Genomic DNA, 18,278 nt, shown 5'->3' on the forward strand with positions numbered 1-18,278 from the left:
CCCCCGGACCGGCTCAGTCGACCGTCTCGCCACCGCGGACGATCACCAGGAAGGTGTCCGTCGCGAGGTCCATGACGACCTCGGCGGGCAGGCCTTCCAGTCGCCGCGCGTGCGCGAACTCCTCCGCGGGCCAGGAACCCCGGGGACCACCGGCGGGAAAGCGTTCGAGCACCGTTCGCCCGTTCACCATCTCGCACCTCCAGGAAGCGTCGTACGTGTAGGGAGTTAACGCCCTGGAGAGGGGAAACGGCTCGGTCAGTGACGGGACTGAGACATTGTCGACACCGGGTCGGCGCGGACCGTGAGGATCCGTTCACCTTGTGACACGAACCGCACGCTCCGTATCAGTGATCGAACAGTCCGTGTCGGCATCCGCGCCTCCAGCATCAGTAGTCGTACTCGTCATGCAGCCGAAGCCCCTCGCTTCCGGCCGGGCTGCGGCCGAGTGCGGTCAGGTCGAGCAGGGCCGTGGTGGTGCCCAGTCCGTCCAGCCCGTCGTCGTACACGGAGTAGGTGTGGAAGACCCGGTCGCGGTCGCGCAGGAAGCAGCTCAGGCCCGGACGCTCGACCAGCTCGCCGCCCGACTCGACGGTGGCCTCGAAGTCGCGGTTGAAGTCGCGGCCGGAGCCGCGGTCGCCGTCGTCGCCGTGCGCCGAGGAGTACCAGGGCACCGCCCACCCCATCCGGGCCTTGAACGGCAGGATCCGGGTGAACGGTGCCCGGGAGACGACCGCGAAGGAGGTGTTCCGGGCGCGCAGGTGGGCGAGGTGGCCGACCTGGTCCAGGAAGGCCGCGCAGCAGGGGCAGCCGGTCTCCCACTCCGGGGCGAACATGAAGTGGTGGACGACGAGCTGGGTCCGTCCCTCGAACAGGTCGAGCAGGGTGGCCTTGCCGTCGCCGCCCTCGAAGACGTACTCCGGGTCGACCTCGACCATGGGCAGCCGCCGGCGCTCGGCGCCCAGTATCTCGCGCACCCGTCTGACCGCCTCTTCCTTGCGCAGCAACTCCTCGCGCGCCGCGCGCCACTGCTCGCGCGAGACGATCTCCGGGTGAGACATGGGCCCTCCTGTCCGACGGTCGGTTCGGGGTGGTGACCGCCGGCGGCAGCGGAACTCATCGCGGGGGACGGAGGATTTTTCGGCCAAGTCCTGCCCGGCTTCCGGCCAGGGGCGGACTGAGCGCGCCCGCCGGCCGCTCAGGTGTCGTACCTCCTGGAGGCGTCGCCCGTGGTCGCGTGCGGTCAGCGCGGGCAGCCGGTCCGTCAGTTCGCGCACGACCGCCGGTCCGTCGCGGGTGGGCAGTTCGCGGTCCCGCATCGGCGCGCGGCCGTCGACGACCGTCGTGCGGACGTCGGCGGCGGGCGCTGTGCACGAGGGTGGCGGTGAGGTCGTGCACCGGCTGGGTGTGCGGGCCGGTGCGGTCGACGAGGGCGGTGTCGGCGCGCCGGCCGGGCGCGAGAGTGCCGACCCGGTCGCCGAGCCCGACCGCGCGGGCGCTCTGTCGCGTGGCGTGGCGCGGGGCCTGGCGGGAGGTCGGCCGGCGCGGTCGCCCTCGGTGGACTGCTGGATCAGGGACGTCAGCGCCATCGCCTCCCCCACGTCGAGGGAGTCGTCGGAGGCGGTACCGTCGGCGGCGAGGCCGACGGGGACGCCGGCCGCGCGCAGGGCCCGTACCGGAGCGGTCGTCGGCCAGGCGAACCTGAGGCAGCCGCGGGGCGCGGATACGGCTATGCGGCAGCCGCCGCGCCTGCCGGCTCCCGCATCCCCCGCCGCTCCAGCTCCCCCAGCGCGTCCCGGAGCCGGCTCAGGTGCCGGGGGGTGAGCCGGCCGGTCTCGTCGAGGTGCACGGCGCAGGCCGTGGTCGTGTCCACGAGCCGTTCCAGCACCTCGGCGACGGCGTCCGTGCCCTCCGTGTGCCGGGCGAGGGCGGGCAGTTCGGCGGCGGCGACGGCGATGGCGGTCCGGGCCTCGGCGAGGGTCCGGTAGGCCTCCCGGCGCAGCGCCCACCGCTCGGCGCGGTCGCCGGATTCGCCGAGGACGTGCAGGAGATAGGCGTCGGCGGCGCTGCCGGCCGCGGCGAGCCGGGCCCGTACCCCGCCGCCGCGTTTCCCCGGCATCGGCAGATGCCCCACGACCAGCACGAGCGCGCAGGCCAGCAGCGTCTCACCGATCCGGCTGACCGAGGCCTGCGGCTCCCCGCCGGCCATGACCAGGGCGAGGACGAGGACGGTGACGGCCGCGGTGAGCGCCGCGAAGTGCCGGGTGGCGACCGGTATGACCGCGCCGCTGACCGCCACCAGCGCGACCAGCCCGGCCGGGCGGGGCAGCAGCGCGGCGAGGCCGGCGAACACCAGGGCGCCGAGCACGGTCCCGGCGGCCCGGCACAGCACCCGTGAGGCGAGCGGGCCGAGGTCGGGCTTGACGAGGAAGACGGCGGTGGCGGGCAGCCAGTACCAGTGCTCGTGCTGTCCGTACCAGCGGGCGTGGTGCAGGGCCTGGGCGATGGCGGCGCTGGCGCCGAAGCAGAGGGCGACGCGCAGCCCGTACTCGCGCCCGCCGGTGCCCAGCGCGGCCCGCAGGGCGTGCCGGAAGCTGCGGCGGCGGCCGAGCAGCCCGCGGTGGGCGCCCTCGCCCCGGTCGAAGGCGTCGGCGGCGCGCAGCAGGGCGTCGTCCAGGGCGCGCAGGGCGGGGGCCGACCGGTGCGGCGCGGGCAGCGGGCCGGTGCCGGTGTTGCCGCGGACGGCGGCGGCGAGCCGCCGGGGGCCCTCCGCCGCCCGCGCCGGCACGGCTTCTGCCGCCCAGTACAGGGCGGTCGCGGCCTCGGCCAGGGGCAGGGCCGCCGCGAACCGGGCATGCAGCCGGCGTTCGGCGGCGCAGCCGGCGTACCGGCGCAGCCGGGGTCCGGCGAGGGCGTCCTGGGCGTGGTCGAGCGCGGCGGTCAGCGCGGCCCGCCGGGCGGTGGCGTGCTCTCCGCCCACGGCGTCGACGAGCGCGGCGATGGCGTCGTACACATCGGCGACCGCCTCCCGCTCGCCGTCGAACCGGAAGTCACCGGCGAGCGAACCGGGGGTGGGCAGGGCGAGCCGCAGTGCCAGCAGCCAGCCCGCGCCGGCCAGGAAGGCCAGGGCCCGCTGCCACCCGCTCTCGGCCGCGGGCATCCCGGCGCCGATGGCCGCGGCGACGAGCAACTGGGTGCCGACGGCGGAGGCGACGGGCCCGACCGCGCTGATGCCGCCGGCCACCAGCCCCAGCCCGGTGAGCGCGAGGGTCAGCGGTACGGCGGCCAGGCCCTGCCCGGCGTACGTGCCGAGGAACAGCCCCAGTGCCCCGGCCAGTGCGGGCACCCCGAGCCGCTTCACGGACGCGCGCCGGCTGCCGGGCCGGTCGTTGATGCCGGCGAGCATCGCACCGATGGCGGCGAGCACGCCGGCGGCCGTCCGCCCGCTGACCATCCCGGCCAGCAGCAGCGGCCCGGCGGCGAGCGCTCCCCGGCACACGGCGCTCCAGGGAACGGGACCGCGCTGGGCGCGGAGGGCATGAGCGAGCCAGAGGGGTACAGCGCGCCGCGACACGGGGCTCCTGTTCATACGAGGGCGGGGGTGGGCCTTCGGACGACGGTGGCCGGTGGAGGTACCTCCACAGTAGATCGCGTTCCCCGCGCGAACGGTGCGCTCACGTTTCAGGCAGGTGAAAGGTGCCAGGTGCGCGGTTTCTTTATGAACGCAACGCCTCGACGACGATGTCCTCGGCCGCGGTCACGGCATCGGCGAGGGCGCCGGGCTCGGCCCGCAGCGCGCCCACGACCGCGTCGATCCCCCGCAGCCCCGCCCGCTCCAGGAGGCGCTTGTCGTTGGTCACCCATGCGCCGCGGGCCGCGAGGACGGCGTGGGCGGCCTGGGTGGCGGCTGTCGCCAGGGCGCCTGCGGTTTCGGTGAGGCGGGCGTGGGGGGCGTGGTGGGCCTTGGCGTAGGAGAGGGTGGCGCGGGCGGTGCCGGACCAGCGGTCGAAGGCGGTGCGGGCAAGTGCGGGTGGGTAGCCGGCCGGGCGTGGGAGGTCGCCGCGCAGGACCTGGTTGAGCGCCAGTTCGGCGACGACCAGGTAGGTGGGGATCCCGGCCAGGTGGAACAGCAGCGGCTCCACCCGGAAGCGGCCCTCCTCCGCCTCGGCCAGCTCGTGTGCGACGACGTCCAGGTCCCGGTAGTGCACGTCGACCCGGCGCTCGTCGATGGTCAGCCAGGCTCCGCCGTTGAAGACACCGCCGCCCCAGCCGCCGATGTCGGAGACCTCGCCCGGCCAGCCGAGGGCGCGCAGGTCACCGGGGTCGAAGGGGCCTCGGTAGTAGACGGCCAGGTCCCAGTCGCTGTCCGGGCGGTGGGTGCCCTCGGCGCGGGAACCGCCGAGGGCCACCGCCCGCACGGTGGGCAGGGCGGCCAGGCGGTCGGCGGTGGTGGCGAGGAAGTCGGCGTCGGAGGACTGCGGCATGCCCTCAGCCTGGCGCAGCCGCACCGGAGTCCGCTCCTGGAATTCCGGTGAGCACCTGCGAGGGGCCTGGGCGCGCGCGTAATTCGGATGCGGGCAGACCCGAGAAGGTCCGATCATCGGAAAGTTGCCCGCCGACCGTAGTCGTCAGAGGAGCCGCTCACCGTGATCCGGCGCGTCACCGCCCCCGCCCTCTTCCCCCCGCCCGCCTACTCCCACGCCTCCGTCGTCGAGGCCGGCACGAAGCTCGCGTTCCTCGCCGGGGCCGTGCCCCTCGACGAGCGGGGAGAGATCGTCGGCCCCGGCGATCCCGTACGGCAGGCCGAGCAGGTCATCGCCAACCTGCGGGAACAACTCCGTGTCGTCGGCAGTGACTTGGCGCACGTGCTGGCGACGGACGTGTACGTCGTGAGCGGTGAGCCCTCGGTGCTGTCCGCGGTGTGGGAGGTGGTGGAGTCCTCGGGGCTGAGCACGGGCCCGCACTCCTCCACCCTGCTCGGCGTCGCCTGCCTCGGCTACACCGGTCAGCTGGTGGAGATCACGGCCACCGCCGTGGTGCCGGAGCGGGCGGGAGACGACGGATGACGGAGACGGTCGTCCTCCGTCGCGCGGTCGCGGCGGACGCCCGCGCCGCCGCCGACGTCTATCTGCGCTCCTTCGACGCCGCGCTGCCGACGGTCGTCCGGCCGCACACCGACGACGAGGTGCGGGACTACATCCGGGACGTCGTGGTGCCGCTCCGGGAGACCTGGGTGGCCGAGGCGGCCGGGGCCGGGGTGGTCGGCCTGATGGTCCTAGACGGGGAGTCGCTGTCCCAGCTGTACCTGGACCCGCGGTGGCGGGGGCGGGGCATCGGGGACCGGTTCATGGCACTGGCCAAGGGACGCGGTCCCCAGGGCCTCAGCCTGTGGACCTTCCAGGTCAACAAGCCCGCCCACCGCTTCTACGAGCGGCACGGGTTCGTCGCCGCCGAGTACACGGACGGCAGCGGGAACGAGGAGCGGGAGCCGGACGTCCGGTACGTCTGGCGTCCGTGACGGTCACGTCGGGTACGTCTGGCGACCGTAACGGTCACGTCCGGTACGTATAGCGACCGTAACGAACACGTCCGGTACGTATAGCGACCGCGACGAACACGTCCGGTACGTATAGCGACCGCGACGAACACGTCCGGTACGTATAGCGACCGCGACGAACACGTCCGGTGCCCGGGGCCGCCCGCGCCGGGAGCCGTGGCTGCCGGCTCACCCCGCCGGTCGCCCCCACGCCCTCCCCTTGGGCAGTGGCCGCGCGTAACCGCCCGCCCGGCTCGTCGTCAGTCCCAGCCCCACCAGCGACTCCGCGAGTCTGACGGCCGCCCCGACGCCGTCGACCACCGGCATCCCGAGCTTCTCCCCCACCGCCCGGTGCAGCCCCGTCATCCCGGCGCAGCCCAGGACCAGGACCTCGGCGCCGGCCTCCCGGGCGCGTTCGGCGGCGGCCAGGAACGCCGACTCCGTGCGGGCCTGGTCCCGCGCGAGGTCGAGCACACCGAGGCCGGTGCCGACGACGGCGGCGCAGTTGCGCGCCACGCCCGCCGTCTCCAGGCTGTCCTCGATCAGGCCGCAGGACCGGTCGAGGGTGGTGACGACGCCGTAGCGACGCCCGAGGAGACAGGCGAGGTGGGCCGCGGCCTCGGTGATGTCCACGACCGGTACGTCCACCAACTCCCGCACGCCCTCCCGCCCGTGCTCCCCGAACCCGGCCAGCACGACCGCGTCGTAGGCGGGACCGTCGTACGTCCGCAGCGCGTCGAGGACGGCCGCGGCGGACAGGTAGCTGTCCAGCCAGCCCTCGGCGGACTCGGGGCCCCAGGTGGGCGTGAGTCCGGCCACGGTGGTGCCCGGACCCGCCGCGGCACGGGCACCTCGGACGATCTCCTCCGTCATCTGCCCCGTGGTGTTGCAGTTGGTGACGATGATCCGCACGTCCGTCAGCCCTCCTGCCCCGCCGTCGCGCGTTCCCGTCGGCACAGCGCCGCGTACACACCCGCGGCGAGGGCCGTGCCGATGAACCAGGAGTAGGGGGAGACGTCACTGAAGCCGTGCACGAGCGCGAGGACGGCGGCGACCGCGGCGGCCGGCAGGAACGCCCACAGCGCCTTGGGGTTGACCCCCTTGCGGTAGTGGTACGCGGTGCCGGGCCGGGCGTCGAACAGCGCGTCGACGTCGATCCGGCCGCGCTTGACCCAGTAGTAGTCGACCATGATCACGCCGAACAGCGGGCCCAGGAAGGCGCCGAGTCCACCGAGGAAGTAGTTGACGACGGTCGGGTTGGAGAAGAGGTTCCAGGGGGTGACCACCAGGGCCGCCACCGTGCTGATCATGCCGCCGACCTTGAAGGTGATCTTCTGCGGCCAGACGTTGGCGAGGTCGTACGCCGGTGAGACGAAGTTGGCGACGATGTTGACGCCCATGGTGGCGATGGCGAAGGTCAGGGCGCCGAAGACGAGCACCCAGGTGTTGCCCACCTTGGCGACCAGCTCCGCCGGGTCGGTGATGGCCTGCCCGAACGCCTCCAGCGAGCCCGCCGTGACGATGACCGAGACGACCACGAACGCCGTGGAGTTGATGGGCAGGCCCCAGAAGTTGCCGCGCCGGACGGTCCGGTCGTCGGGCGCGAAGCGGGAGAAGTCGCAGAAGTTGAGCATCAGCGTGCCGTAGGTGGCGAGGATGAGCCCGATCGCGCCGAACCACTGGCGCCACTGCTCGCCCACCGAAACCGGGTGCGGGGTGGAGGTCAGCGAGATGCTCCAGTGGGCCTTGGCCAGGACCCACAGCGCCAGCGCGATCATCACCAGCCAGATCGCCGGACCGCAGAAGTCCTGGAACTTCCGCACCGACTCCATGCCCCGGCTGATGATCAGCGCCTGGAGGAGCCAGAGCGAGACGAAGGAGATCCAGCCGAGCGCGTCCAGGCCGAGGAAGGAGGGGTGCGTCAGCGACTCCAGGCCCGGCCAGGCCGCCAGCAGCATCACATTGACGGCGACGGAGGCCAAATAGGTCTGGATGCCGTACCACATGATGGCGATCACGGCCCTGATCAGCGCCGGGATGTTGGCGCCCCAGACGCCGAAGCTGATGCGGCTGACGACCGGGAACGGCACGCCGTGCCGCTGGCCGATCCGTCCCATGCGGTTCATGCCGGCGTAGATCAGCACGAAGCCGACGAGGAGCGCGGTGAAGACCTGCCAGACGTTCATGCCGAGGACCAGCAGGCCGGCGGCGAAGGTGTAGTTGCCGAGGTTGTGGACGTCGGACATCCACATGGCGAACAGGTCGAAGACCTTCCAGTTCCGCTGCTTCGCGGGAGCGAGGTCCTCGTTGACGAGGCGGGGATCGGGGACGAACGCGGGGGCGCCGGTGGCTGCGGCGCGGTCGGCCAGGGACACGGGACCTCCATGGGCGAGGGGACGGAGGACGGCGGCTCTCCTTTGAGTGCCGGACGAGCGCGTTTGGTATACCAAACTGCGGTCATGGTCCCGCCGTCAAGCGTTCGGACCGATGTCGTCGCCGTTACGGCCCCGTAAAAGTCCCCCGGTTTCGGCGAAGATGGGCCCATGACCCCCACGACGAGCCCCGGAAGGGCGAAGACCGAACCCCTGGGCGCGGTGCGCGAACGCGTCCTGGCGAGCCTGCGGGAGGACATCATCGCCGGGCGCCTCGGCCCCGGTGACCGGCTCGTCGAGCGGGAACTCGCCGAGCGGTTCGGCGTCTCGCGGGTACCGGTGCGGGAAGCGATCCGCGCCCTGGTCGCCGAGGGGTTCGTCCTCTTCGAGTCGGCCCGCCGCACGGTCGTACGCCGGCTCACCCCCGCCGACGTCCGCGAACTCTTCGAACTGCGCGAGGCCCTGGAGGTCTACGCGGCCGGGCTGGCGGCGTCCCGGGCGACCCCCGAGGCCCTGGCGGAGCTGCGGGACCTGCTCGACCAGGCGGCCCGGGCGACGAAGGAGGACGACGCCGAGGCCATCACGGACATCAACACGCGCTTCCACGACCGCGTCCTCGCCATGGCCGGCAACAGCCTGCTGATCTCCGTCATGGAACCGGTCGACGGCCGCCTGCGCTGGCTCACCCGGCGGAACGAGGAGTGGCCCCAGCTCCTCACCGAGCACCGCGAGTTGTACGACGCCATCGCCTCCGGCGACCCCGACCGCGCCCGCGCCCACGCCCTCGGCCACGTCCGCGCCAACTACCGCTCGACGGTGCGGCACCTGTTCGGACCGGACCCGGCGGACGCCCCCGGGACCGACGCAGGCTGAGGCACCCCGCGCCCGCGAGCGCTACGGCAGTCCGGCCGCCTCCGCCGCCGTGCGCAGCACCTCGCGGAGCATGTCGGCGGTGAGCCGGCCGGTGAAGGTGTTGCGCTGGCTGACGTGGAAGCAGCCGAAGAGGTCCAGGCCGTCGAGCGCGACCCGGGTGCCGTGGGCGAAGGCCGGGCGGGGGCGGGGCACGGTCCAGCCCGCCTCCGCGAACGCGGGCAGCGCGGCCTGCCAGCCGAAGGCGCCGAGCACGACCACGGCCCGCAGGGTCGGCCGGAGCAGCCTGAGCTCCTGGACCAGCCAGGGGCGGCAGGTGTCGCGCTCACCCGGCGTCGGCTTGTTGGCGGGCGGTGCGCAGTGCACGGGCGCCGTGATCCGCACGCCGTACAGCTCAAGCCCGTCGTCGGCGCTGACCGAGGTGGGCTGCGAGGCGAGTCCCACGTCGTACAGCGCCTGGTACAGCACGTCTCCCGAACGGTCCCCGGTGAACATCCGGCCGGTGCGGTTCCCGCCGTGCGCGGCCGGGGCCAACCCGATGATCGCCAGCCGCGCGTCGGCCGGCCCGAACCCCGGCACCGGCCGCCCCCAGTACGTCCAGTCGGCGAACGCGGCCCGCTTCGTACGGGCCACCTCCTCACGCCATTCGACCAGCCGGGGGCACGCCCGGCAGTCCGCGACGCGCCGGTCGAGCCGGGCGAGGGCACTGCTGTCGTCCATGCGGCCACGGTATGCCGTGCGGACGGTCCGCTGCGCAGAGGCCGCATGCGGCGGGACCCGCGACACGGCCGGTGCCCGGCGCGCCACCGCCGCCGGCCTCGAGGCACCACCCGTCGAGGTCCGGCTCCGCTGGTGAGCCGGGGCACGGGAGCTGCGAGGGCCTACCGCGGCCACCGCGAAAACGCTTCCGGGTCCGTGGGTCCGGGGCGTTAAGGTCGGTGCATGGCTACCGATGACGCGGACGAGAACGTGGACCGTGGGACCGCCGAGGGAACCGGCGAGCCGGGCGCGACCGCCTCCGCCCCCGCCGGCCGATCAGTCGATCCCAAGATCGCCGCAGCGGTGGCCGCCGCCGAGGCCGCCGGGCCCGCCGACGGCGAGACCGTCCGCATCGACAGCTGGATCTGGGCCGTCCGCCTGATCAAGACCCGCTCCCTCGGTGCCGCCGCCTGCCGTGGCGGGCATGTGCAGGTGAACGGCGAGCGGGTGAAGCCCGCCTACTCCGTGCGCGTCGGCGACGAGGTGCGGATGCGACACGAGGGCCGGGAACGGATCGTGATCGTCAAGCACCTGATCCGCAAGCGGGTGGGCGCGCCCGTGGCCGCCCAGTGCTACATCGACAACTCCCCTCCGCCTCCGCCCCGCGAGGCCATCGCCCCCGCCGGCCTCCGCGACCGCGGCACCGGCCGCCCCACCAAGCGGGACCGCCGCGAGCTGGAACGCCTCCGCGGTGTCGCCGGCCCGAGCATCCCCGCGGGCTTCCCCGGCTTGACCGAACTGGGCGGACCCGGCACATCCGGCGGGCCCGGCGGCCGTGGCGGGTCGGGCAGCCGTGGCGGGTCCGGCGGTCGTGGCGGACACGGCGGTCGTGGCGGACACGGTGGCTCCGGTTCTTCCGGCGGACGCGGTGGCTCCGGAGGACGCGGCACCTCCGGCGGCTCGGGTGGCTTCGGCGACACGGGTGGCTCCGGCGGCTCGGGAGGGCGACCGCGCGGACGCTGAGCTGCCGGGACCGGGCCCGCGCCAGGCCGTCAGCTGCCGCGTCAACCGGAGCCCCTCACCCGGCCGACGGCACCACTGTCACCGTCGGCCCAGCAGCCGCAGCAGCTTCCCGTTGTGCGCTCGGCGGGTCCAGGCGATCAGGGCGAGGGGCGCGATCAGGATCAGCGGGGTCGCCGCGTTCTGGCCGTCGAATGCGGTGACCTGGACGATGAACGCCCCCACCATGAGCGCACCGAGGGCGATCGCCGCCACGGATTGCAGCACCGGCACCAACAGCGCTGTCGCTCCGGCGAGTTCGAGCGCGCCGATGGTGTACATGGCCCCGCTGCCCCAGCCGATTCTGTCGAAGGACTCGACGGCCGTGGGGTGCGCCATGAGCTTGGGCAAGGCGCTCGCCATGCCGTAGAACAGCGCGAGCAGCACCTGCACCACGCGCAGGGCGACCCGGGCTCCGCGCGCCCGGCCGGTGAGCGCGCCGGCGGAGACCGCGGCGGACGTCGTCGTGGAGCTGACGGGAACGGTGGTCTCGGACATGACGGTCTCCAGGTGAAGCGGTCCCGATTGCTGTCACCGAGGCAGACCGGCCGGCGGTCCGGAACTCATCGGCCGACACCTCGCCGGTCGAGAACGCTCGCCCTCCCGCCCCCGGGATGAACGAACCGTGCGCGGGAGCCGGGGTGCCTACGCCGAGGGCACCGCCCGGACCCACATCCCGTCCGGGGTCAGATACGTGTCCACCTCCAGTCCCGCTTCCGCCAGCGCCGACTCGAACCGCTCCTTCGTCAGGGGTCTGGAGAGGAACGTCTGCGTCCACACCGCGTCCGGGAAGACATACTCCGCGCGGACCGAGTCCACCCCCTCCCCGGCCGGCTCCACCGAGGCGATCCGCACGGTGAAGCCACTCGGGTCGACCCGCTCCCTGGGCACGTCGGTGTGATAGTCCGCGCCCTCGCGCTGGATCAGCACGCAGCCACCGTCCGCCACATGCCGGGCGCAGGTCCTCAGGATGCCCCTGCGCACCTCCTCGTCACCGGCGTGCACCAGGAACGACGCGAGCATCACCACGTCGAACGTCTCACCCAGGTCGAGGTCCTCGATGGAGCTGCGTATCGTGCGCGCTCCACGGACCCGGGCCAGCATGTCGGCCGACTCGTCCACCGCCGTCACCGTGAAGCCGCGCTCCAGCAGCGGATGGGTCACCCGGCCCACCCCGCTGCCGAGTTCCAGGATGTGCGCCCCGGCCGGCACCGCCGCGGCGATGATGTCCGGCTCCTCGCCCACCGGCAGTCGCGCGTACAACTCGACCGCGCAGCCGTCCGGGGTGATCGCACCCGGTCCCGTGCCCTCGTAGCCCTCACGCATCTCGATCCTCATGCCCGGACAACGGCCCGCGCCCGCACGCCCGTTCCCACCCTCCCCCAGTTCACTCGTTCGAGCTATTCAGCCCGGAACGGGAACCACCCGTGCCCGATGTACCAGTGGCCACCGGCCCGCAGATGGTCCCCGACCGCCCGCTCCACGGACGTCCGGCGGGGCAGCGTGGCCACCGGCAGGTCCGGGTCCCCGAAGACGAACTGGACGGGCTCGGTGTCGGCCGGCTCGCTCTCCTCCCGGGCGATGCGGAACCGCTCCTGGAAGCGCAGGATGTTGGATTCGGCGGGCAGGTACCACCGCAACTGCGGGTCCAGCAGCCAGGAGTGGCACAGCACCGCCACCGGCCGCTCCTCGGGGAAGCACCGGGCGAAGAACTCCCGGGCCAGCACCAGGGAGCGGTCGCAGGCGGACGGGGTCAGCGGGCCGTGGAAGTCGGGGATGTGCAGGTTCAGGCAGGGCGTTCCGGGCGCCGCGTCCAGTCCGATCGGCGCCGTCACAAGCGCGTCGCGGTCCCCGAGCCGTGCGCGCTCGAACTGGAGCCGCCCGAGCTGGTACAGCTCGCCGCGGAAGTGCCGGACCAGCCAGCGCCACGACTGCACCCCGGCCCTGCCGTGCCGTCTGCGGTGCACGGCGAGGTGACGGCCCAGGTCGGCCAGGGTGCGCCGGGAGACCTCGGCCGGGACGCCTCGGGCCCGGTGGCGCGCCTGGGTACGCGGGAGCGCGGCGAGGAGGACGTGCACGGCGAAGGTGTCCCTCAGATCGGCCGGAGCCGAGGCGAGCAGATCGGGCAGCGCGGGCGTGCGGCCCGTGTCCTCCGGCTCGCGGAAGATCTCCTCGACGCATTCCGCCAGGAGCCGGATGGTGCCGGGATCACCGGTCAGCCCGCGCCACTGGGCGACGAGTTCGTTGACGTCCTCGTGCGGCACGGCCAGGTCGAGGAGCAGTGCGGGCAGGTCGTCGGCGTCCGGCAGCACGAGCGGTCCCCCTTCGGCATTCGGCGGACGGCCTCGTCACACCCCCTCATCGAGGGGTCCCGCCGCCTCGTCGCGAGTGTTGATGCACGTCGTCGTCGAAGAGTACGTTGCAGACAGGAGTGGTGATCCGATGCGTACGGGCAGTGAACCGGCGACCGCGCGCAGTGCCCTGCGGGCGCGGTTCTGGCTGAGCCTGTGGGGACTGTGCTGGGCGGTCTTCGGCACGGCGGCGTTCGCGCTGGTCGGGCGCCCGGGCTGGGCGGCGGCCTGCGGGGTGCTGTGGCTGCTGATCACCGTCGACATGATCGTGATCCTCCGGCACATCCGGCAGGGCCCGCACTACCAGCCGGGCCGGGACGTACCGCCGTACCAGCCGTCGGACGGACCGCCGTATCCGGAGCCACGCAGACACCGCCGCCCGTTGCGAGGGCCACCGAGACACCACCACCCGTAACCGGCCGACAACCGGCCCCCGCCTCCCCATGGCCGCTCGGTGTCCGGGGCAGTGAAGGGGACGGCTGGCAGCCGCCTCGACCGCCCGCCCGGTCGCCCACCGTCGCGCCGTCACTCCTCGAAGCGTGCCGCCTTCAGGTACTGCGGGTTGGGGTCCAGCGCCGCCGCCAGCCGGAAGTGGCGCTTGGCCTGGTCGGGGCGGCCCTGGCGCTCGTAGGTGCGGGCCAGCGCGAAGTGCGCGTACGCGTTGTCCGGCTCGCGCTCCAGCACGATGGTGAACTCAAGCTCGGCGGGACGCAGTTGCGCCGCGGCGAAGAAGGCGCGGGCGCGCAGCAGCCGGGCGGCGGTGTTCTCGGGGTGCGCGCCGATGACTCCGTCGAGCAGCTTCACCGCGCCCCGCGGGTCCCGCGCGTTGAGCAGTTGCTCCGCGGCACGGAAATCGATGACATGCGTTTCCGGAGTACGTCCGGTGGAACCGCTGGTCTCGGGCACGGCAGAGTCCTTCCCTCACTCCCGCCCTTCAACGCCCCGAGCCGGACCGCTATTCCGTACCGGCATGCCGTACCGGCCGTTCCACACCTTCTATCCCGTACTGTCCGCGCCGTCCGCGCCGCCCGCGTCCTTCGGGGCCGCGCCGGCCTGCCGTGCCCGGCGTGCGAGGTCGTCCCAGACCTCGGCGACGCGCCTAGTCAGCGCGTCCAGGGGTACGTCGTTGTCGATCACGATGTCCGCGATCTCCCGGCGCTGCTCACGGCTCGCCTGCGCGGCCATACGTGCGCGTGCGTCCTCCTCGGTCATCCCGCGCAGCCGTACCAGCCGGTCGAGCTGGGTCGCGGGGCTCGCGTCCACGACGATCACCACGTCGTAGAGCGGGGCGAGGCCGTTCTCGGTGAGCAGGGGCACGTCGTGGACCACCACGGCGTCCTCGGCCGCGGCTCTCTCCAGTTCGCGGGAACGGGCGCCCACCAAGGGGTGCACGATCGAGTTGAGGAGGGCGAGCTTCTCGGGGTCGGCGAAGACGATCGAACCGAGCCGGGGCCGGTCGAGGCTGCCGTCGGCGGCGAGGATGTCCGTTCCGAAGGCGTCGACCACGGCCGCGAGACCGGGCGTGCCGGGCGCCACGACCTCGCGCGCGATGCGGTCCGCGTCGATCAGTACGGCCCCGTGCCGCACGAGCAGCCGCGACACCTCGCTCTTGCCGGCGCCGATCCCGCCGGTCAGGCCCACTGTCAGCATGAGCGGAAGCTTAGGCCCTGTCCGTGCCGGCGGAACCGGCGGAGGTCAGTTGTCGCCCTCGCGCTCCGCCAGGAAGCGCTCGAACTCGCGCCCGATCTCGTCGGCCGACGGGATGTCCACGGGCTCGGCGAGCATGTTGCCCCTGGTCTCGGCACCCGCCGCGGCGTCGTACTGGTGCTCAAGGCCCTGGACGAGCGCGGTCAGTTCCTCGTCGCCCTCCTGGATCTGCCGGTCGATCTCGGTCTGCGTGCGGTGCGCGTCGTTGCGCAGCGCGTGCGCGACGCCGGGCAGGACCAAGCCGGTGGCGGCCGTGATGGCCTCCAGGACGGTCAGAGCGGCGTCGGGGTACGGCGAACGGGCGATGTAGTGCGGGACGTGCGCGGCGACGCCCAGGACGTCGTGCCCGGCCTCCATGAGGCGGTATTCGAGCAGCGACTCGGCGCTGCCGGGCACCTGCGCCTCCTCGAAGGGGCTGCGGTGGCCGGGGACGAGGTCGGTGCGGTTGCCGTGCGGGGTCAGGCCCACGGGGCGGGTGTGCGGGACGCCCATGGGGATGCCGTGGAAGTTCACGGACAGGCGGACGCCGAGCCGCTCCACTATCTGCCGCACGGCCGCCGCGAACCGCTCCCACTCCACGTCGGGCTCGGGGCCGGACAGCAGCAGGAACGGGGCACCGGTGGCGTCCTGGACGAGGCGCACCTCGATGGCCGGGGTCTCGTAGCCGGTCCAGCGGTCCTGCTTGAAGGTCAGCAGGGGCCGGCGGGCGCGGTAGTCCACGAGCCGGTCGTGGTCGAACCGGGCCACGACCTGGTGGGGCAGTGAGTCGAGCAGCCGGTCGACGATCTGGTCGCCGGTCTCGCCCGCGTCGATGTATCCGTCGAAGTGGTAGAGCATGACAAGGCCGGCCGACTCCTGGGCGAGCGCCATGTCCACCACGGCGAGGCCCTTCGGCTCCCATGCGTACAAACCCTGCGGATCAAGCACTGTGACCGCTCCTCCTCGTGTTCCCCATGACTAACGCGCCCCGGAACAGCGGAATTCCCGCGACACGCCGCTGATCAGCGATCTCTTGCGGGACACCTTGACGACCCGTCACCTGGTCCCTACCTTCACGGCAGCCGAGTTCAGCATCCCGGTCGTCGTTCACGTATGAGGAACGGCGCGACAGGAAGGCACCCCATGCGCATACGCACGCCGCTCCCCCCCCTGTTCGCCGCGGCCCTCACCGCCGGCGGACTGTTCCTGACCACCGCCGGCCCGGCCTCGGCCGCCACCACGATCGAGGTGACGACCGCGGCCCAGCTGAAGACCGCGCTCGGCGCCGCCGGGCCCGGCGACACGATCCACCTGGCGGACGGCACGTACACCGGGAACTTCAAGGCGACGACACCGGCCACGGCGTCCGCCCGCATCACCCTCACCGGCTCCCCCGGGGCCGTGCTCACCGCCGGCGGCGGCTACGGCCTGCATCTGAACGGCGCCTCCTACTGGACGGTCCAGGGCGTGACCGTCACCGGCGGCCAGAAGGGCATCATGATCGACGCGGCCAGGGGGGTCGTGGTCGACGGCGTCACGGTCCACGGCCTGGACATGGAGGGCGTGCACTTCCGCACCTCCAGCACGGACGGCGTGATCAGGAACTCCAGGATCTACGACACCGGGAACGACGGCCGCGGCATGGGCGAGGGCGTCTACGTCGGGACCGCGAACACACTGTCCGACAAGAGCGACCGCATCCAGATCCTGGGCAACACGATCGGTCCCGGCGTGGGCGGCGAGAACGTCGACATCAAGGAGGGCACGACCGGCGCACGGATCATCGGCAACACCTTCGACGGCGGCGGCCTGACCGGCGCCAACTACGACGACTCCTGGGTCGACGTGAAGGGCAACGACGTCCTCGTCCAGGACAACACCGGCACCGCGACCAGCAACGACGGCTACCAGACCCACACCCAGCAGCCCGGCTGGGGCTGCGACACGATCTTCAAGGGCAACAAGTCAAACTTGACGACCGCCACCGGGACCACCCGGCTGGCGATCAACGTCACCAACTTCGGCGCCGGCTGCACCACGACGGTCCACAGCAGCAACACGGTGACGGGCGGCAAGGGCCTGACCAACATCGCGGTGACCCCGTGAACGCCTGAGGGGCCGCACCTCGAAAGGTACGGCCCCTCAGCCGACTATCGGCTAAGCCCAGCGGCTAGCGTTCAGCTCTGCCCACCGGCCAGCTTCTCGCGCAGCGCGGCCAGCGCCTCGTCCGAGGCCAGCGCACCGGAGGTGTCCGCGCCCTCGGAGGAGTACGAACCGCCGGTCGCGGCCGGAGCCGCAGCCTCGCCACCCTCGGCCGCGGCAGCGGCGTCGGCCTCGCGGGACTTGATGACCTGCTGCTGGTGCTGCTCGAAGCGGGACTGCGCCTCGGCGTACTGGCGCTCCCACTCCTCGCGCTGCTTCTCGTAGCCCGGCAGCCAGTCGTTGGTCTCCGGGTCGAAGCCCTCGGGGTAGATGTAGTTGCCCTGGTCGTCGTAGGACGCGGCCATGCCGTACAGGGTCGGGTCGAACTCGACCGCCGTCGGGTCGGCACCGAAGGACTCGTTGGCCTGCTTCAGCGAGAGGCTGATCCGACGACGCTCCAGGTCGATGTCGATGACCTTGACGAAGATCTCGTCGTTGACCTGGACGACCTGCTCCGGGATCTCCACGTGGCGCTCGGCCAGCTCGGAGATGTGGACCAGACCCTCGATGCCCTCGTCCACGCGGACGAACGCACCGAACGGCACCAGCTTCGTGACCTTGCCGGGCACGACCTGGCCGATCTGGTGGGTGCGGGCGAACTGCTGCCACGGGTCTTCCTGGGTCGCCTTCAGCGACAGGGAGACGCGCTCGCGGTCCATGTCGACGTCGAGGACCTCGACGGTGACCTCCTGGCCGACCTCGACGACCTCGGACGGGTGGTCGATGTGCTTCCAGGACAGCTCGGAGACGTGGACCAGACCGTCGACGCCACCCAGGTCCACGAAGGCACCGAAGTTGACGATCGAGGAGACCACACCGGAGCGGACCTGACCCTTCTGGAGGGTCGTGAGGAACGTCTGGCGGACCTCGGACTGGGTCTGCTCCAGCCAGGCACGGCGGGACAGGACCACGTTGTTGCGGTTCTTGTCCAGCTCGATGATCTTGGCCTCAAGCTCCTTGCCGACGTACGGCTGGAGGTCGCGGACGCGGCGCATCTCGACCAGGGAGGCCGGCAGGAAGCCACGGAGGCCGATGTCGAGGATGAGACCACCCTTGACGACCTCGATGACGGTACCGGTGACGATGCCGTCCTCTTCCTTGATCTTCTCGATGGTGCCCCAGGCACGCTCGTACTGGGCGCGCTTCTTCGAGAGGATCAGGCGGCCTTCCTTGTCCTCCTTCTGGAGGACCAGGGCCTCGATCTCGTCACCGACGGCGACGACCTCGTTCGGGTCGACGTCGTGCTTGATCGAGAGCTCGCGGCTCGGGATGACACCTTCGGTCTTGTAACCGATGTCGAGCAGGACCTCGTCCCGGTCGACCTTCACGATGACGCCGTCGACGATGTCGCCGTCGTTGAAGTACTTGATCGTCTCGTCGATCGCTGCGAGGAAGGCTTCCTCGTTACCGATGTCGTTGACCGCTACCTGCGGAGTGGTGGCGGTGGTCTCGGTGCTGCTCGTCATGTGGGAAAGGGCTCCGGTACGGACATTGAAGTCGTAGGTA

General features: G+C 72.5%; 20 protein-coding genes and 1 pseudogene. 6 read left to right on the top strand and 15 right to left on the bottom strand.

What is annotated here, in order from left to right:
- Positions 1–13 precede the first annotated feature (13 nt).
- The 5 genes and pseudogenes from IE273_RS14315 to IE273_RS14335 all read right to left on the bottom strand — a co-directional run bounded on the left by IE273_RS14315 (position 14) and on the right by IE273_RS14335 (position 4,481).
- A complete protein-coding gene (locus IE273_RS14315) occupies positions 14–190 on the bottom strand; it encodes a DUF8839 family protein (protein WP_014672054.1) in 177 nt (58 codons plus the stop codon).
- A gap of 196 nt (positions 191–386) precedes the next feature.
- Positions 387–1,058, bottom strand: a complete 672-nt coding sequence (locus IE273_RS14320; RefSeq protein ID WP_189815709.1) for a DUF899 domain-containing protein — start codon at positions 1,056–1,058, stop codon at positions 387–389.
- Between the two features lie 150 nt (positions 1,059–1,208).
- Positions 1,209–1,721: pseudogene (locus IE273_RS14325) on the bottom strand (amidohydrolase family protein); the annotation flags it as partial.
- A 5-nt stretch (positions 1,722–1,726) separates the two neighbouring features.
- Positions 1,727–3,586, bottom strand: coding sequence for an FUSC family protein (locus IE273_RS14330; RefSeq protein ID WP_189815543.1), 1,860 nt, complete (start codon positions 3,584–3,586; stop codon positions 1,727–1,729).
- Positions 3,587–3,713: 127 nt separating this feature from the next.
- A complete protein-coding gene (locus IE273_RS14335) occupies positions 3,714–4,481 on the bottom strand; it encodes a nucleotidyltransferase family protein (protein ID WP_189815544.1) in 768 nt (255 codons plus the stop codon).
- A gap of 162 nt (positions 4,482–4,643) precedes the next feature.
- Between IE273_RS14335 and IE273_RS14340 the strand changes: the two genes are divergently transcribed.
- Positions 4,644–5,063: a RidA family protein gene (locus IE273_RS14340; protein WP_189815545.1), complete on the top strand. Its 420-nt coding sequence runs from the start codon at positions 4,644–4,646 to the stop codon at positions 5,061–5,063.
- A complete protein-coding gene (locus IE273_RS14345) occupies positions 5,060–5,515 on the top strand; it encodes a GNAT family N-acetyltransferase (protein ID WP_189815546.1) in 456 nt (151 codons plus the stop codon). The genes IE273_RS14340 and IE273_RS14345 overlap by 4 nt, the downstream gene beginning before the upstream one ends.
- Before the next feature lie 207 nt (positions 5,516–5,722).
- Here IE273_RS14345 and IE273_RS14350 read toward each other — a convergent pair whose 3' ends face one another.
- Positions 5,723–6,445: an aspartate/glutamate racemase family protein gene (locus IE273_RS14350; RefSeq protein WP_189815547.1), complete on the bottom strand. Its 723-nt coding sequence runs from the start codon at positions 6,443–6,445 to the stop codon at positions 5,723–5,725.
- A 5-nt stretch (positions 6,446–6,450) separates the two neighbouring features.
- Complete coding sequence (locus tag IE273_RS14355; protein WP_189815548.1) at positions 6,451–7,908, bottom strand: NCS1 family nucleobase:cation symporter-1; 1,458 nt, start codon at positions 7,906–7,908, stop codon at positions 6,451–6,453.
- Between the two features lie 168 nt (positions 7,909–8,076).
- On the opposite strand from IE273_RS14355, the gene IE273_RS14360 reads away from it, so the two are divergent.
- Positions 8,077–8,778 (top strand): GntR family transcriptional regulator, encoded by a 702-nt coding sequence (locus tag IE273_RS14360; protein WP_189815549.1) that lies wholly within the window; start codon positions 8,077–8,079, stop codon positions 8,776–8,778.
- Positions 8,779–8,799: 21 nt separating this feature from the next.
- Here IE273_RS14360 and IE273_RS14365 read toward each other — a convergent pair whose 3' ends face one another.
- Positions 8,800–9,495, bottom strand: a complete 696-nt coding sequence (locus tag IE273_RS14365; RefSeq protein WP_189815550.1) for a uracil-DNA glycosylase — start codon at positions 9,493–9,495, stop codon at positions 8,800–8,802.
- 222 nt (positions 9,496–9,717) lie between these two features.
- Between IE273_RS14365 and IE273_RS14370 the strand changes: the two genes are divergently transcribed.
- On the top strand, positions 9,718–10,497 hold the full coding sequence (locus IE273_RS14370) for an RNA-binding S4 domain-containing protein (RefSeq protein WP_189815551.1): 780 nt from the start codon (positions 9,718–9,720) through the stop codon (positions 10,495–10,497).
- Positions 10,498–10,575: 78 nt separating this feature from the next.
- On the opposite strand, the gene IE273_RS14375 is transcribed toward IE273_RS14370, so the two are convergent.
- The 3 genes from IE273_RS14375 to IE273_RS14385 form a co-directional block, all read right to left on the bottom strand.
- Entirely contained in the window at positions 10,576–11,031 is a 456-nt protein-coding gene (locus IE273_RS14375) for a DoxX family protein (RefSeq protein ID WP_189815552.1), read from the bottom strand.
- Positions 11,032–11,178: 147 nt separating this feature from the next.
- Positions 11,179–11,859 carry a class I SAM-dependent methyltransferase gene (locus tag IE273_RS14380; RefSeq protein WP_189815710.1) on the bottom strand — a complete coding sequence of 227 codons (681 nt, stop codon included), beginning with the start codon at positions 11,857–11,859 and terminating at the stop codon, positions 11,179–11,181.
- A 74-nt stretch (positions 11,860–11,933) separates the two neighbouring features.
- The gene (locus IE273_RS14385) at positions 11,934–12,845 is read right to left on the bottom strand and encodes an acyltransferase domain-containing protein (RefSeq protein ID WP_189815553.1); all 912 of its coding nucleotides are present in this window, start codon (positions 12,843–12,845) and stop codon (positions 11,934–11,936) included.
- Between the two features lie 130 nt (positions 12,846–12,975).
- Between IE273_RS14385 and IE273_RS14390 the strand changes: the two genes are divergently transcribed.
- Positions 12,976–13,299 carry a DUF6343 family protein gene (locus IE273_RS14390; protein WP_189815554.1) on the top strand — a complete coding sequence of 108 codons (324 nt, stop codon included), beginning with the start codon at positions 12,976–12,978 and terminating at the stop codon, positions 13,297–13,299.
- A gap of 110 nt (positions 13,300–13,409) precedes the next feature.
- Here IE273_RS14390 and IE273_RS14395 read toward each other — a convergent pair whose 3' ends face one another.
- The 3 genes from IE273_RS14395 to IE273_RS14405 form a co-directional block, all read right to left on the bottom strand.
- Positions 13,410–13,790: a tetratricopeptide repeat protein gene (locus IE273_RS14395; protein ID WP_189815555.1), complete on the bottom strand. Its 381-nt coding sequence runs from the start codon at positions 13,788–13,790 to the stop codon at positions 13,410–13,412.
- 90 nt (positions 13,791–13,880) lie between these two features.
- Positions 13,881–14,534 (bottom strand): dephospho-CoA kinase, encoded by a 654-nt coding sequence (gene coaE, locus IE273_RS14400; protein ID WP_189815556.1) that lies wholly within the window; start codon positions 14,532–14,534, stop codon positions 13,881–13,883.
- Between the two features lie 45 nt (positions 14,535–14,579).
- Positions 14,580–15,518 (bottom strand): PAC2 family protein, encoded by a 939-nt coding sequence (locus IE273_RS14405; RefSeq protein WP_189815557.1) that lies wholly within the window; start codon positions 15,516–15,518, stop codon positions 14,580–14,582.
- Between the two features lie 195 nt (positions 15,519–15,713).
- Between IE273_RS14405 and IE273_RS14410 the strand changes: the two genes are divergently transcribed.
- Positions 15,714–16,676 (top strand): right-handed parallel beta-helix repeat-containing protein, encoded by a 963-nt coding sequence (locus IE273_RS14410; RefSeq protein ID WP_189815558.1) that lies wholly within the window; start codon positions 15,714–15,716, stop codon positions 16,674–16,676.
- Positions 16,677–16,747: 71 nt separating this feature from the next.
- Here IE273_RS14410 and rpsA read toward each other — a convergent pair whose 3' ends face one another.
- Positions 16,748–18,238 carry a 30S ribosomal protein S1 gene (gene rpsA, locus IE273_RS14415; protein WP_014672073.1) on the bottom strand — a complete coding sequence of 497 codons (1,491 nt, stop codon included), beginning with the start codon at positions 18,236–18,238 and terminating at the stop codon, positions 16,748–16,750.
- Positions 18,239–18,278 lie beyond the last annotated feature (40 nt).

Origin of the sequence: Streptomyces olivaceoviridis, from assembly GCF_014650115.1 — a bacterium.
Taxonomy (GTDB): Bacteria; Actinomycetota; Actinomycetes; order Streptomycetales; family Streptomycetaceae; genus Streptomyces; species Streptomyces olivaceoviridis.

Excerpts from the sequence above, each read along its gene's own strand:
- IE273_RS14315 (WP_014672054.1), bottom strand. The coding sequence starts at position 190 with ATGGTGAACGGGCGAACGGTGCTCGAACGCTTTCCCGCCGGTGGTCCC.
- IE273_RS14320 (WP_189815709.1), bottom strand. The coding sequence starts at position 1,058 with ATGTCTCACCCGGAGATCGTCTCGCGCGAGCAGTGGCGCGCGGCGCGC.
- IE273_RS14330 (WP_189815543.1), bottom strand. The coding sequence starts at position 3,586 with ATGAACAGGAGCCCCGTGTCGCGGCGCGCTGTACCCCTCTGGCTCGCT.
- IE273_RS14335 (WP_189815544.1), bottom strand. The coding sequence starts at position 4,481 with ATGCCGCAGTCCTCCGACGCCGACTTCCTCGCCACCACCGCCGACCGC.
- IE273_RS14345 (WP_189815546.1), top strand. The coding sequence starts at position 5,060 with ATGACGGAGACGGTCGTCCTCCGTCGCGCGGTCGCGGCGGACGCCCGC.
- IE273_RS14360 (WP_189815549.1), top strand. The coding sequence starts at position 8,077 with ATGACCCCCACGACGAGCCCCGGAAGGGCGAAGACCGAACCCCTGGGC.
- IE273_RS14365 (WP_189815550.1), bottom strand. The coding sequence starts at position 9,495 with ATGGACGACAGCAGTGCCCTCGCCCGGCTCGACCGGCGCGTCGCGGAC.
- IE273_RS14370 (WP_189815551.1), top strand. The coding sequence starts at position 9,718 with ATGGCTACCGATGACGCGGACGAGAACGTGGACCGTGGGACCGCCGAG.
- IE273_RS14375 (WP_189815552.1), bottom strand. The coding sequence starts at position 11,031 with ATGTCCGAGACCACCGTTCCCGTCAGCTCCACGACGACGTCCGCCGCG.
- IE273_RS14380 (WP_189815710.1), bottom strand. The coding sequence starts at position 11,859 with ATGCGTGAGGGCTACGAGGGCACGGGACCGGGTGCGATCACCCCGGAC.
- IE273_RS14390 (WP_189815554.1), top strand. The coding sequence starts at position 12,976 with ATGCGTACGGGCAGTGAACCGGCGACCGCGCGCAGTGCCCTGCGGGCG.
- coaE (WP_189815556.1), bottom strand. The coding sequence starts at position 14,534 with ATGCTGACAGTGGGCCTGACCGGCGGGATCGGCGCCGGCAAGAGCGAG.
- IE273_RS14410 (WP_189815558.1), top strand. The coding sequence starts at position 15,714 with ATGCGCATACGCACGCCGCTCCCCCCCCTGTTCGCCGCGGCCCTCACC.
- rpsA (WP_014672073.1), bottom strand. The coding sequence starts at position 18,238 with ATGACGAGCAGCACCGAGACCACCGCCACCACTCCGCAGGTAGCGGTC.